At 55.4% G+C, this 13084-nt stretch carries 13 protein-coding genes; 6 read left to right on the top strand and 7 right to left on the bottom strand.

The window, feature by feature from the left end; all coding sequences use genetic code 11:
* Nucleotides 1–87: 87 nt before the first annotated feature.
* A complete protein-coding gene (locus tag PD282_RS12925; protein ID WP_274651089.1) occupies nt 88–771 on the top strand; it encodes an ArsR/SmtB family transcription factor in 684 nt (227 codons plus the stop codon).
* A gap of 2 nt (nt 772–773) precedes the next feature.
* Nucleotides 774–1076: a hypothetical protein gene (locus tag PD282_RS12920; RefSeq protein ID WP_274651088.1), complete on the top strand. Its 303-nt coding sequence runs from the start codon at nt 774–776 to the stop codon at nt 1074–1076.
* A gap of 38 nt (nt 1077–1114) precedes the next feature.
* Here PD282_RS12920 and PD282_RS12915 read toward each other — a convergent pair whose 3' ends face one another.
* The 4 genes from PD282_RS12915 to ku form a co-directional block, all read right to left on the bottom strand.
* Nucleotides 1115–2491: an MATE family efflux transporter gene (locus PD282_RS12915; RefSeq protein ID WP_274651087.1), complete on the bottom strand. Its 1377-nt coding sequence runs from the start codon at nt 2489–2491 to the stop codon at nt 1115–1117.
* A gap of 232 nt (nt 2492–2723) precedes the next feature.
* Nucleotides 2724–3335, bottom strand: a complete 612-nt coding sequence (locus PD282_RS12910; protein ID WP_274651086.1) for a TetR/AcrR family transcriptional regulator — start codon at nt 3333–3335, stop codon at nt 2724–2726.
* On the bottom strand, nt 3304–3972 hold the full coding sequence (locus tag PD282_RS12905) for a VC0807 family protein (protein WP_274651085.1): 669 nt from the start codon (nt 3970–3972) through the stop codon (nt 3304–3306). Before PD282_RS12905 ends, PD282_RS12910 begins: the two co-directional genes overlap by 32 nt.
* 233 nt (nt 3973–4205) lie before the next feature.
* Nucleotides 4206–5117, bottom strand: a complete 912-nt coding sequence (gene ku / locus PD282_RS12900; protein WP_274651084.1) for a non-homologous end joining protein Ku — start codon at nt 5115–5117, stop codon at nt 4206–4208.
* A 227-nt stretch (nt 5118–5344) separates the two neighbouring features.
* On the opposite strand from ku, the gene PD282_RS12895 reads away from it, so the two are divergent.
* The 4 genes from PD282_RS12895 to PD282_RS12880 all read left to right on the top strand — a co-directional run bounded on the left by PD282_RS12895 (nt 5345) and on the right by PD282_RS12880 (nt 9773).
* A complete protein-coding gene (locus tag PD282_RS12895; protein ID WP_274651083.1) occupies nt 5345–6262 on the top strand; it encodes an AEC family transporter in 918 nt (305 codons plus the stop codon).
* 332 nt (nt 6263–6594) lie between these two features.
* Nucleotides 6595–7923: an ABC transporter substrate-binding protein gene (locus PD282_RS12890; RefSeq protein WP_274651082.1), complete on the top strand. Its 1329-nt coding sequence runs from the start codon at nt 6595–6597 to the stop codon at nt 7921–7923.
* 43 nt (nt 7924–7966) lie between these two features.
* Nucleotides 7967–8914: a carbohydrate ABC transporter permease gene (locus PD282_RS12885; protein ID WP_274651081.1), complete on the top strand. Its 948-nt coding sequence runs from the start codon at nt 7967–7969 to the stop codon at nt 8912–8914.
* 1 nt (nt 8915) lies between these two features.
* Nucleotides 8916–9773 carry a carbohydrate ABC transporter permease gene (locus PD282_RS12880; RefSeq protein WP_274651080.1) on the top strand — a complete coding sequence of 286 codons (858 nt, stop codon included), beginning with the start codon at nt 8916–8918 and terminating at the stop codon, nt 9771–9773.
* 104 nt (nt 9774–9877) lie between these two features.
* Here the strand turns inward: PD282_RS12880 and PD282_RS12875 are convergent, their stop codons facing one another.
* The 3 genes from PD282_RS12875 to PD282_RS12865 form a co-directional block, all read right to left on the bottom strand.
* Entirely contained in the window at nt 9878–10765 is an 888-nt protein-coding gene (locus PD282_RS12875) for an SMP-30/gluconolactonase/LRE family protein (RefSeq protein WP_274651079.1), read from the bottom strand.
* A gap of 86 nt (nt 10766–10851) precedes the next feature.
* The gene (locus PD282_RS12870; RefSeq protein ID WP_274651078.1) at nt 10852–12009 is read right to left on the bottom strand and encodes a serine hydrolase domain-containing protein; all 1158 of its coding nucleotides are present in this window, start codon (nt 12007–12009) and stop codon (nt 10852–10854) included.
* 168 nt (nt 12010–12177) lie between these two features.
* The gene (locus PD282_RS12865; RefSeq protein WP_274651077.1) at nt 12178–13065 is read right to left on the bottom strand and encodes a carbohydrate ABC transporter permease; all 888 of its coding nucleotides are present in this window, start codon (nt 13063–13065) and stop codon (nt 12178–12180) included.
* Between the last annotated feature and the right edge of the window lie 19 nt (nt 13066–13084).

The following is a 13084-nucleotide window of genomic DNA, read 5'->3' as shown; positions in this document are numbered from 1 at the left end:
AAATTGTGCTTGACAATTTCTTCCGTCATCTTTTATTATACGAGTAAATTAATCTGACCGAGTAAATCGAATAGGATGTGCAAAAATATGGAGCAGTACTTTATCATTACCACTTACGATCAATTAAAGGCGGTCAGCGATCCGTTTCGCGTCAAAATTTTGAGTTTGCTGATTGAAGGCTCTTATACCGGCCAGCAAATCGCCCAAATACTGGAAATTCCGAGAGCCAAAATTCATTATCATCTGAATGAGCTGGAGAAAAACGGGTTTATCAACGTCGTCCGCACGGAAGTAAAGAACGGGATCGTCCAAAAATTTTTCCGCGCGGTCGCCTACGGATTCAGACCGGCCGACGACCTGCTTCCATATACGGCTGAAGTCGGCGATTTGCTCCGGCAGACCATGCTTGAAGTGTTGAACCGGGCGCGGCTTCGCGTGCTTTCCGCCCCGGATGAAGCGTTTCAAAACGGCGGCAAGGACGCGAGCCTGCGCCCCCGCATCGGCGTGCAGGCCGAGATGCGCGTCCGGGAGGATCAATTTGTTCAATGGCTTGCCCGGTTCCGGGAGCTGCTCGACGAGTTTGACCGGATGGATGAAGCAGGCGAAGATGACGAGAATGCGAAATGGTATTATTTCTCTGCCGTCGGCCTGCAGATCGACGAACCGCGTTTTACCGCGGCCGTCAGAGCGCCAGAAGAGGCCGAAAAGCCCGAAAAAATGGAAGAAACAAGCGGAGATGAGAATAACGCGAACCATGAGGAGGAGAAATGACGATGATGCATCCTTATCGTTTCGAGAAATTTTCGCAGGCCCGGGAGGCCGAGCTGCAGCAGCGGCATAAGCATACGTGGGTGCTTGGGGATATCGAAGCAAAAGTACATCGGCACAAAAGCTTCCCGTTTCGATTTCGCAGGCAGCGGGACGAGGCCATCAAGCGGAAAGCTTTCATCGTCCTGGAGGAAATGCTGCAGCACGAGAACGGCGACCTCCGCTTGCGCGCGGCAGAAATCATCCTCCGCTTCTCGAGCAGATCGAGGCCAACCGCCTTATTCAGCCGAAACCGCCCCGGGCTTTAATCCGGCAGGGCACGCGGCCTTCAGCTTGATTCTCCGCGTCAGGCTTCGATTTTGTTCTGCACGGGTTCGAATATTCGTATCCACCGGAAACGGTTCACTTTCACGATCGCCACGAAGCATTTGAGGATTTGATCCGATTTCAAACAAATAAACGTCGGCACGGGCGGCAGATGGAATACGAACGCACATGCGGCGGAAGCCGGCAGCACAACCAGCCACATGAAAATAAAATCGTTGTACAGGACGAAACGGGTGTCGCCGCCGCTGCGCACGATGCCCGTTAGCGACGGCATTTGATAAGCGGTGCCGCACGACGTAATGGACAGGATCGTCATGAACTGCAGCGCAAGCGCTTTGGCGTCGCTTGAAATACTGTAATACCCGATGATCAGATCCTTGGCGGCAAACAGTACCGCCCCCGTGCCGAGCCCGATGATCACGTACAATAGCTGCAGCGTCTTAGCATACGATTTGATGGAATCGATTTGACCTCCGCCGATGGTTTTGCCGATGATGACGGCCGTCGCGCTTGCCGAGGCGTACGCCACCACCGAGACGATCTGAAACGCGGTCGTCGCCACGCTGTTCGCCGCAATCGCCGCCTCCCCCATATGACCCAAAATGGCGGTTTGAGTCGCCATGGCTACACCCCAAACGGCGTTCGACATCAGAATCGGCGATCCGATCTTGATATACTGCTTGAGCAGGCCAAAATCGATTTTCGCGACGAAATGACGAAGCTTGAACCGGAGCTTGCGATCGAATGCTTTCAGATACACCCAAACGATGAAGCATTCGATGATCCGGGCGGTAAGCGTCGCTGTCGCCGACCCCCTCACGCCCATGGCCGGAAACCCGAAATGCCCGTAAATGAGCGTGTAATTCAAACCGATATTGATGAGCAGCGTGGATACGGATACCATGAAGCCGACCTTGACCGTCTCCACGCTCCGCAGCGACGCGAGCAGCAGATTGGTCATGGCAAAAAAGAAATAAGAGAAGCAGATGATCCGCAGGTAATCGACCCCGGCTGCAATGACGCTCTGATCGTTCGTAAAAAGGCTTAAACATCCCGTGGGGAACAACCACACGACCCCCCACATGATCAAGCCGATTGCAGCCGCAATCCGCATGCCGATATTCGACACAGCGCGGATCGACTGCACATCCTTGGCGCCCCAATAGCGCGAGGACATAATGACGACGCCTTCGCCCACGCCCATGATCAGCATCTGGAGAATGAATTGTATCTGGTTGGCGATGGCTACGCCCGAAAGCGCCGATTCGCTGTAGCCTCCCAGCATCAAATTATCCGAAAGATTGACCCCGAATGTGATTAGGTTTTGCAGCGCGATAATAGAAGTCAGGACAAAAAAACGTTTGTAAAACGACATCTCCCGGACCCATACACTCATGCTTTTGCCCACCGTTCCTAAATTGGCCGGGAATAAACGGACCGCGCACCGTTCATGGCATGCGAGTCCCTTTTCCCTTATGTCTATAGAGAAAGTCCTTTTCCAATCGAAAACGTTTTCTATAGATGCCGAAAAATCGGGCAGCCTGCCGCCGCCCGTTACCGTTTGCGTCATTGCCGATGATAAAGCTTCGCTTCCGTCCCGGTTAAATCCTGCCGGCCCTGCAAAAATATTATTGTTCCGTCCGGGGGGAGCCGAGCGCATTCATCATGAACGCAAAGATGTCCTTTTCGCCGATTTTACCGGCTTCGTCCGAAATGTTTTGCTGCACCTGAAGCCCGTTTTTGAAAATCGCAAACATGCGCGCGGCTTTATCCGCATCGACCGAGCCCGGAATCGCTCCGTGCTGCTGCCCGAATTCAATCCACTTCCTGCTCGTCTGCACGGAAGTCTCGTGATATCGCTTCAAAATGTCCGCCACGGCGGGCTTATCCTGCTGGCTGAGCAGATAGAGAAACACCAGATTGACGGCGCTGTTCCCGCTGCCGATGCTTTGCAGCCGGCCGGATACGGCGTTCAGCGGCTCGATCAGCCCTTCCGGCCCTTCCGGGGCCTGGGCGGCGGATTCAAAAAACAGCCGGTTTGCATTCTCCATTCCCGCCTCCAATATCAGGGCGAACAATTCGTCCTTGCTTTTGACGTAATGATAAATGGCTCCTTTGGTCAAACCGGCGCGGTCCGCGATATCCTGAAGCGTGGTCGCCCGGCATCCCTTTTCCAAAATCATTTGCTCCGCGATATCGAGCAGCATTTTAAGGCTGGCGTTCATCGATTTTGTTTGCATTCGCAAAACCTCCCGGTGTCGTCAGATGTGTAGGAACCGCCGCAGCCTTTCGTTTCGCACGTCTAACGTAGGCGATATTCCACCAGATTGTCAACCCGATCAGCCCATAAGTGAATATCGGCGAGAAAGCCAGGAAAGCGGGAACCGGCAGCGCATAGACCAGCACGACTTTGACGCATGCTTCCAGCAGCAGGCTGGCGCCCCATACCGCCGTCATCAGCCGAAAGACCCGCCGATAGCGCGGCAGCCGCTGCCACTTGTCGTTCATTTCGGGATCGCGGCCCGTAAACCGCTCGGCAAAATAATAGATTAAAGGCCGGGAAAAAGCCAGCGAAATCAGGAACGTCAGGCCAAGCAGACCGGTGAGGTAAGATTCCCGCAGCAAAATGAACCGCTCATCTCCTCCCAGCAGAACGGCAGCGACGCCGAGGACCAGACCGAAAAAAATAAAGCCGGAAAACGCATCCGCCCTACGCGTACGGATCAGGCTGTACAGCGTGTCGCAGAGCGGCACGAGAGCCGCTGCGGACAAAGCGGTCAGGCTGCTCGTATGTTTAACCAGCAGGCTGTAAATCAAGTAAGGCAGCACGATGTTAATAATCAGCGTGACGATGATTTCTTTTCGTGTTTTGCTCATTTTCGTTCTTCCCTTCTCTTCGGTCTCGAATGAACCAACCGACCATACCTTCGGTAGGTATCTTCAATATACATACCCTCGGTAGGTATGTCAACGCCCCAAATATCATGTTTTTGAAATCGAAGCTTCTGCATCAAAAATAAGAGCAGGCCGGCTGCCTGCTCTTTCGTTTCCTATTTTGCTGCGCCGGAGAGCGTAACCGCGAAAAAAAACGCCTTTCATCAAAGCTCGCCTTATCTGCGCCTTCTCGGTCTTGTGGAAGAAATGGCGGCCGGCGAACGATCCGCAGCCGGCGGCGCAGAGAAAGCCCCCGGACCTGCAGCGGGCGGCGCGGGCGGCATAGCTCCCGGTCCCGAAGCAGGCGATGTATCGGGCACCATGGCGGCCGGTCCGCCGACCGCCGCCAGGCTGAGCTTCAGGGCTTCCATAAGATCGGCGACGGGCGATATTTGCGGCTGCACGATTTCTCTGTTTTGCAGCTTCGCCTGAATGAGCTGCTGAAGCGCCGCTTCGTAATTGCTGCGGTAATCGCTGCGGAACGCGCCGCTGATTTCACGGATCAGCTGCACCGCCATTTGAAGCTCGGGTTCGGAATATGGCTCCGCTCCTCCCAGCCCGGGCACCTCCTGCACCGGACGGACTTCCGCAGGATAATACAAGAAGTTCAGCACCAGGCCGTTCCGGTGGAGCCGCAGGACGGACAGATGCTCGCGGGTGCGGAAGGCGATTTTGGCTACTGCTGCCATGCCTGTCTGACTCATGGCGGCGTGCAGAAGCTTGTACGGTTTAGCGCCGAATTCACTCGGACCGAGGTAATAGGCGTTTTCATAAAAAATCGGGTCGATGCCGTTTGCGTCCGTAAAATGCAAAATTTCGATCGTACGCAGCGTGGGAAGCGGAAGCTTGTCCATTTCATCATCCGAAATCGTGACGTAATTTCCCCGTGCAAACTCATAGCCCCGGATGATCTCCTGCTGCTGCACCTCGCGCTGGCAGGACGGACACCATTTCTTGTATTGGATGGGCTGCTGACATAGGGCATGCAGGCTGCGGAAGCTGGTCTTGTGCTCTTCGGTCGCTTTATACATGCTGACCGGAATGTTGACCAGCCCGAAGCTGATCGTGCCTTTCCACATCGCCCTCATCGGTATCGGCTCCTTTCCGTATCCGGGCCCGCTTTCGCCGGCGAACCGGAGTGGATATTCCTGGTTATAGCCATGCCCAACCTCAACGGAGCCCATACAAGCACCGGTTCCGCTGGCCGACCGGTTATCCATATACGCCGCCTATAAAAGATATAGTTATTATATATTTCAATAATAATCGTTTCGCACTTACAATAGAGCTAACAGAATACCGGGAGGGAACACGTTTGTCCGAGTTTTTGCCGCTGTTCGCCAATGTCAGCATACCGATCCTGATCGCTTGTTTGCTCGGCGCTTTATACCAGCATTACAAGCAGCCGGATTCCCGCGGTCTGGCCGATATCAGCCTTTATTTGCTTTCGCCGTGCCTGATCGTTTCCGCGCTGACGTCCAGCACGCAGCACGACGCTTCCTTTCTCCACATCCTGCTGTACACGGCCGTTCATTCGGGGCTCTGCTGGGCGGCCGCCGCTGCGGCGGGGCTCCTGTTCCGCCTCCCTTCTCCGTCCCGCAGGGCAGTCGAGCTGACGACGATCTTCGGGAATTCGAACAATTACGGGCTTCCCCTGCTCCTGCTTGCGTATGGGACAAGCGGGTTTACGTTCGGCGTCACCTACGTCGTCGGGCAAATTTTGCTCGTCAACACGCTCGGTCTTTATCTTGCTTCCCGTTCCACCTTCAAGCCGCAGACGGCGCTGAGGCAAGTCGCCAAAGTGCCGCTCATTTATGCCGCCATCATCGGAATTGCACTGTACCTTCTGCGGGTTCCGCTACCGGGCAGCGTCGAAAGCGGCCTCAAGCTTGTCGGCGACGCTTATCCGGCCGTCGTGCTGCTCATTCTCGGGATGCAGCTGAGAAAAACGTCATGGCGCAAAAGCTGGCGGAAGGAGATCGTGCTTGCCGTGCTGCTGCGGATCGCAATCGTTCCCGTCCTGGCCTGGCTAGTCATTCTGCTGCTCGGACTTCACGGCCAGGAAGCCGCGGTCCTGTTCGTTCAATCGAGCATGCCCGCCGCCGTCAACGCCGTTGTGCTGATGGAGAAATACAACGGGGACAAAGATTTGGTGTCCATCACCGTCGCCTTTACGACGCTCGCCAGCTTTCTGTATTTGCCGCTGTTCATTACGTTATCCAGCCAGTTCTAAACCGGCTGCCGTCCGGAACTGAGCCTCTCAGCCCTCCGGACGGACAGTCCGACTGGGCCTTCAAACGTATTCCCCTTGAAAAAAAAGCGATTTTTTTCTCTGCAAAATAAACATTAATCCTCACGCAAAATTCATGTTAAATGTTTACAATGGGTCTAAATGGGACCTGAAGGGGGTCGTCCGATTCATCATCCGGCGCCGGGTGTATAAGAATTTGACGATGTATATTCATCCTCTTATTCCCGTAAGCTATACCAACTATTAAATAAAGATTTAAAATTCGGGGGGTTTTTGCTTGTAAACAATACGCGTTCTGACAGGAGGCCTTAAAAATGAAAAAGCGGTACATCTTCTTGATAGCGCTGTCATTAGTCGTCGTGCTTGGCGCCTTCTCCGTGACCGGCTTTACCAAAAACGCCGTGACCGGAAAAACAACGATCTCCTGGCTGGTACGGAGCGATCCGAATGCCAATCCGTGGGAACGAGATATCGTCAAATCGTTCGAGCAAAAGCATCCGAACGTCCACGTCAGTCTCATGATCGTTCCCCAGGCCCAGATCGACCAGAAAATGCAGACGATGTTCGCAAGCGGCAGTGTGCCCGACGTGCTCGCCACCAACTGGGCCAATGCCGGTTTCGCCACCTACAAGGACTACCTGATGGATTTGAAACCGTTTATGGAGAAGGACCCCGACGCGATCAAAGGATTTAATCAGAAGCTGATCGATATTTATACCATTGACGGCCATTCGTACGGCATGCCGATTCTCGGCCTTGGATCGTTCCTGTTCTATAACAAGGATTTGCTGGATGCCGCGGGTTTGCCGTATCCGCCGACGGATTGGGACGACAAGTCCTGGACATGGGATAAAATGATCGAATACGCCAAAAAATTGACGAAAAACACAGACAATCCGCAAAAAGCCGTCTACGGGATCAACGATGCCCTGGATATAGCCGGAGAATCCTGGCTGTTCGGCGGCGATTATTTCAAGCCCGAGGCATACGTAACGGGAGACATGGGAACTCCCACGGTGCTGACGGATCCGGCGGTAAAGAAAGCGGTTCAAGCCAGATACGACCTGGTCAACAAATACAAAGTGTCTCCCAACACTTCGGAAATGAAAGCGATTACCGCGCTTGGCGATCCTTTTCTTACCGGGAAAATCGCCATGACGATGACCGGAGGCTGGGGGTTCTCGACGTATAAACCGGCCACGTTCCATTGGGGCGTCGCGGCGCTGCCGTACACCCAGGACAACCGCCACGATGTGCTGTACGTCGATACGATGAACATTCCGAAGGCTAGCAAGCACCCCGAACTGGCCTGGGAGCTGATCAAGGAAATTTTGAACCCGGCCGACGGTCTCAAGCAATTTATGCTGAAAACGCAAAATACTCCGCCGGAGCAGGGCCTGCTCGAGCAGTGGGCGCAGACGATGAGCAAGTCGCTCGGTATGCCCGCGGACAAAATCATCCAGGTCAACGAAGGCGCCATCAAATACGGCAAAGAAGCGCCCAACCACATGATTAAATATTACGACTCGATCTCCAACGTACTGAATCAGTCGCTTGGAGCGGTGTGGGACGGCCGCAAGAGCGTCGACCAGGGGCTGAAGGAAGTCGACAGCAACCTCCGTTCCCTGCAAAACCTGAAATAAGGCAGCTGATCTATCGGCGGGTTTCCGCAAAGGAGTGAATTCCATGAAGGCCATTCCGGTTCAGCGCGCGGACGTTTCGGCTCATCTATCCGCAAAGCGCTCCTCGATTGCAAAGAAGGAAGAACGCGCTTTTTGGTTATTTGTCTCTCCATGGGTTATCGGCTTTATTCTGTTTTCCGGCGGTCCGATCGTGGCGTCGCTCGTGCTCAGCTTCACCAATTATAACGTCATGTCGCTGCCTTCGTTCGTAGGGCTAGGAAATTTTGTCCAGCTGTTCCACGATCAGCTGTTTACGAAATCCTTGTCCGTCACCGCCTACTATACGCTGCTGGCCGTGCCGTTCGATATCGTGGTATCGCTGCTGCTGGCGGTACTGCTCAATCAGAAGGTGAAAGGGCAGACCATTTTCCGGACGATCTTCTACGCCCCTTCCATCGTATCCGGCGTTGCGATTTCGTTCCTCTGGTCGTGGCTGCTCAATCCGCAGTTCGGGGTCGTGAACTATTTGCTGTCCTTCATCGGACTGGGCGGGCTGCAATGGTTCAACTCGCCGACGACCGTCATCCCGTCGTTCGTGCTGATGACGCTGACGTCGATCGGGGGCACGATCATCATTTTCCTCGCCAGCCTCCAGAGCCTGCCTACCGATCTGTACGAAGCGGCCGAAATGGACGGAGGGGGACGAGTCCGGCAGTTTTTCAGCATCACCGTTCCCCTGCTCTCGCCCGTCATTCTGTTCAATGTCATCATGGGCCTTATCGGCTCGTTTCAAATTTTCACGCAGGCTTACGTCATCACGCAGGGCGGGCCGGACTGGAATTCGTATTTCTACGTCTACTACCTGTTCAATACGGCATTCGGGCAAATGAGACTCGGGTACGCTTCCGCCCAGGCCTGGATCCTGTTCCTGATCATTTTCGCCTTGACGGTGCTTTCGCTGCAGCTGTCCAAACGGTATGTCCATTACGGAGATACGGAAGGAGGAATTTGAAATGGCGGGTAAAATATCTCTGTCGCGGCGCGAGACGCTGAGCGTACCCGGCAAAGTGCTGGTTTACGTGCTGCTCGGTATCTTTACGATCTTTTTTCTGTTCCCCCTGGCCTGGATGCTGACGACCTCGCTCAAGGTGCTCGGCGACGTCTACCTGATGCCGCCGAAATGGATTCCATGGCCGATGCTGTGGAAAAATTACGTGCAAATTTTTATCGATCAGCCGATGCTGGCTTATCTCTGGAATTCGCTTGGCTATACGGTTTACTGCGTCGTCGGCACGGCGATTTCGTCCTCGCTCGTGGCCTACGGGTTCGCCCGGCTGCGCGCCCGCGGCCGGAACGCCCTGTTTTTGCTGGTGCTGGCGACCATGATGATCCCGTCCCAGGTCACGATGATTCCGCAGTTTCTGCTGTTCAGCGGCGCCGGCTGGATGGATACGTATCTGCCTCTCGTCATCCCCGCCTTCGCCGGCAGCGCGTTTAACATTTTCCTGCTCCGGCAGTTTTACCTCGGTCTTCCCCGGGCGCTGGACGAGGCAACTATGATTGACGGCGGCGGTTATTTTACGATTTTCCGGCTGATCATTCTCCCGCTTTCCCTCCCGTCCATGGCAACGGTGGGCATTCTGGAATTTATGTACCGCTGGAACGACCTGATGGGACCGCTCGTCTACCTGAACACGACAAGCAAGTACCCGCTTGCGCTCGGGCTGACGAACTTCTCCGCGGCTTACGGGGCGACGCCTTGGAATCTGCTGATGGCGGCTTCGATCGTGTCCGTCGTGCCGCTGCTCCTGATTTTCTTCCTGGCGCAAAAGCATTTTATCCAGGGGATTGTCATTAACGCTTCCAAATAAATCCATTTTTATTCGCAAACGGATAAACGCAATTCGTCTCTTGTCCGGCACAAACAGCCCCCGTCTTTTCGAGGCGGAGGCTGTTTGACGCTGCGACGATCCGTTTAGGCTTGGCGGCCAGCGAGCATTCCCAGCACGTTCAATCGGACCTTGTATAAAGACGTGGAAGCCGTCACAAACAACGTTTGTCCGTCTTCTCCCCAGGCCAGGTTGGCTGCAATTTCGGGCGTCTTGATCACCCCGATCTTCTCTCCGGACGGGGAAATGATCCATACGCCGCCGTGTCCGGTCACGTACAATCTGCCCTGCAGATCCGTTTTCATGCCGTCCAGTCCGCCTCTGCCGGCATCGGGATCGATCTCGGCAAAGATGCTGCCGTTGACCAGATCTCCCGCCCCGGTCACGTCGAACACCCGAACGTGATCCCGGCCGGTATCATCGACATAAAGCTTTCGCTTGTCCGGGGAAAAAGCCAGTCCGTTCGGTTTATCGAAATCGTCGGCGAGCAGCCGCAGCCCTTCCGTCTCCGGGTTATAGCGGTATACGCCTTGAAACAGCAGTTCCTTCTCCTCGGACACGTTATTCAAACCGTAGGGCGGGTCCGTAAAATAAATGGAGCCGTCGGCGTGGACGACAACATCATTGGGACTGTTCAGCCGTTTCCCGCCGTAATGCGACGCCAGTGCGGTGACGGTTCCGTCCGCCTCTCCCCGCGACAGCTTTCTTCCGCTATGCTCGCAAGCCAGCAGGCGCCCCTGCCCGTCGAGCGTCAGCCCGTTGGCGTTCAGGCTCGGCGAGCGGAAGACGGAAAAACCGCCCGCCGCACTCCACCGGTAAATCGTATCGGCCGGAATATCGGAGAAATAAAGGCAATGATTCGTGTCGTCCCAAACGGGACCTTCCAGAAACTTGTAGCCGGTACCGAGCCGCTCCAGTACGGCTCCGTCCGGCACAATCGTATTCATTTCGTCGGTAAACGCCAGCCATTCCATGCGAGACACCTCTTTCGCGTCCGCCGGACCAAGCCTCAGGGGCTCGCCCCGGCTTCCTTATTATGCAGCCGTTCTTTTCACCCGCTTTATTCCAGCGCGCCGTATATCACGGACCGGAGCCTTGGCTGTATGTAACCGTCGAGCGGCGGCACCAGCTGCTGCATATAGACGACGGACAGCTCCTCCTTCGGGTCGATCAATACCCAGGACCCGGCCATGCCGGCCCAGCCGAATTCGCCGATCGTCCCGTTAATGCCGCCTGCTGCGGGATCGACCAGGACGCGAACGCCGAGGCCGTAGCCGTAGCCTTTGTTCTTCGGATTAAATTCGGCCATCTGCTGCATCTGCTGAGGCGTCAAACGGTTCGTCGCCATCAGCTGCACCGTTTTCCGGCCCAGAATGCGCACTCCGTCCAGCTCGCCTCCTCGTGCAAGCGCTTGCGCGAAACGGGTGTAATCGCCGATCGTGGACAGCAGTCCGCCGCCCCCGCTCTCGTGCCGGCATCCCGGCTGAAACGGGGCGTCGCGGCCGGTATCGGGGGTTAAGGTGCCGTCCTCCGCCCGGGCGTACAGCTTACTCAATCGGTCCCGTTTCGACTCCGGAATCCGGAAGAAGGTGTCGGTCATGCCGAGCGGCTCGAAAATTTCCTTCCGCAAAAACTCGCCGAACGTTTCGCCCGACAGCACCTCGATCAAAGCGGCCAGCACATCGTGGCTTGCGCCGTATTTCCACCCCGTTCCGGGATCGAATGCCAGCGGCACGGCCGCCAGCGCTTTGGACAGCGCCCGCATGTCCATCGTGGACACGGCGTCCTTGAACACGGCTTCGGTCTGCCGCTCGGTTTCCGTGCTGTTCCCGCCGTACGTCAGCCCCGAGGTCATGGCGAACAAATCCTTGACCCGGATCGGACCGGCCGCGGGTACCGCCATCCTGGAGCCGTAGCCGTTATAACGGTATACCATCGGGCTGCCGAATTCCGGCAAATACTGCTCGAGCGGATCGTTCAGCAGAAAAAGACCCCGCTCGTAAAGCATGAGCGCCGCCGTGCACGTAATCGGTTTGGTCATGGAATAAATGCGGTAAATGGTATCGCCTTCAATCGGCTTCCGGTTTTCCGCGTCCGCGTAACCGCAGCTCCCCTCGTACAACACTTCCCCGCTTTTGACGACGGTGCAGGCGACGCCGGCAGGCCCTTTTTCCACAAATTGCTTGAGCAGCGGGGTCAGACGTTCCATACGGTTCATTGCTCCCGACTCCTTTATAAAAAATGGAATTCGTCTTAAATGTATCACAACGTACCCGCCGGTGTCAGGCTATTTGTAGAGAAGCATGGATTTCTCCCAACCATGAAGAAAGCCCGGCGCGAAAACGCGCCGGACCCGCCAAAACCGATTGCTTGCGATAAACGATTCTTATCCTTTAATTCCTGTTAAGGTTACGCCTTCGATAATATAACGCTGCCCGATCATGTAGACGATCAGCACGGGCAGAATCGCGATGCTCGAAGCGGCCATCAGGAGCGCCCAGTCCGTCGTATACTGCCCCCGGAACTGATTCAGCATCATCGGTACCGTAAATTTCTCCGGCGAATTCAGGAAAATAAGCGGCTTGAAAAACGAGTTCCACATGCCGAGAAACGTGAAGATTCCGAGCGCCGAGAGCGCTGGCTTGATGAGCGGCATCGTAATCCGGCTGTAAAGCGTCCAGCGCCCCGCCCCGTCGACGATCGCCGCTTCCTCCAGCTCGGGCGGAATGCTCTTCACGAACTGCCGCAGCAGGAATACGCCGAAGGCGTTGATCAGCGAAGACGGAACGATCAGCGGCAGATGCGTGTCGATCCAGCCGAACCATTTCATGATCAGATACAGCGGAATAATCGTCACCTGCTCCGGCACCATCATCGTAGCCAGGAACAGCACGAACAGGGAATCGCGCAGCGGAAAACGGATTTTCGCGAACGCGTACGCCGCCATGGAGCAGGTAACCAGCTGTGCCGCCACGACGATGACATTGATGTATAGGCTGTTGAAGTAGGCCGTGCCGAACGGCAGATAGTTCCACGAATTTTTGAAATTGGACCAGATGAACGGATGCGGAATCCATCTGGGAGGCACCAGGAAAATTTGCGACAAATCCTTAAATGCGCTGAGCAGCATCCAGATAAAAGGCAGCGTCATGATCAACGCGCCGAAGATCAGGACGGCATGCAGCAGAATGCCCGCCGCTTGACCGCCTGCACGCCGCTTCGCCAGGACACCCGTTTCGGTTCGCTGCGCGTGATGCACGTTTGCTTTTGCCATCGTTTAACTCCTTTCGTCC

This window comes from Paenibacillus humicola, assembly GCF_028826105.1.
Lineage (GTDB): Bacteria > Bacillota > Bacilli > Paenibacillales > Paenibacillaceae > Paenibacillus_Z > Paenibacillus_Z humicola.
This window is presented reverse-complemented; position numbering and strand designations above follow the sequence as displayed.

Coding starts and splice junctions, on each gene's coding strand:
- PD282_RS12925 (WP_274651089.1), top strand. CDS start 88: ATGGAGCAGTACTTTATCATTACCACTTACGATCAATTAAAGGCGGTC.
- PD282_RS12920 (WP_274651088.1), top strand. CDS start 774: ATGATGCATCCTTATCGTTTCGAGAAATTTTCGCAGGCCCGGGAGGCC.
- PD282_RS12915 (WP_274651087.1), bottom strand. CDS start 2,491: ATGAGTGTATGGGTCCGGGAGATGTCGTTTTACAAACGTTTTTTTGTC.
- PD282_RS12910 (WP_274651086.1), bottom strand. CDS start 3,335: ATGCAAACAAAATCGATGAACGCCAGCCTTAAAATGCTGCTCGATATC.
- PD282_RS12905 (WP_274651085.1), bottom strand. CDS start 3,972: ATGAGCAAAACACGAAAAGAAATCATCGTCACGCTGATTATTAACATC.
- ku (WP_274651084.1), bottom strand. CDS start 5,117: ATGAGGGCGATGTGGAAAGGCACGATCAGCTTCGGGCTGGTCAACATT.
- PD282_RS12890 (WP_274651082.1), top strand. CDS start 6,595: ATGAAAAAGCGGTACATCTTCTTGATAGCGCTGTCATTAGTCGTCGTG.
- PD282_RS12885 (WP_274651081.1), top strand. CDS start 7,967: ATGAAGGCCATTCCGGTTCAGCGCGCGGACGTTTCGGCTCATCTATCC.
- PD282_RS12880 (WP_274651080.1), top strand. CDS start 8,916: ATGGCGGGTAAAATATCTCTGTCGCGGCGCGAGACGCTGAGCGTACCC.
- PD282_RS12875 (WP_274651079.1), bottom strand. CDS start 10,765: ATGGAATGGCTGGCGTTTACCGACGAAATGAATACGATTGTGCCGGAC.
- PD282_RS12870 (WP_274651078.1), bottom strand. CDS start 12,009: ATGAACCGTATGGAACGTCTGACCCCGCTGCTCAAGCAATTTGTGGAA.
- PD282_RS12865 (WP_274651077.1), bottom strand. CDS start 13,065: ATGGCAAAAGCAAACGTGCATCACGCGCAGCGAACCGAAACGGGTGTC.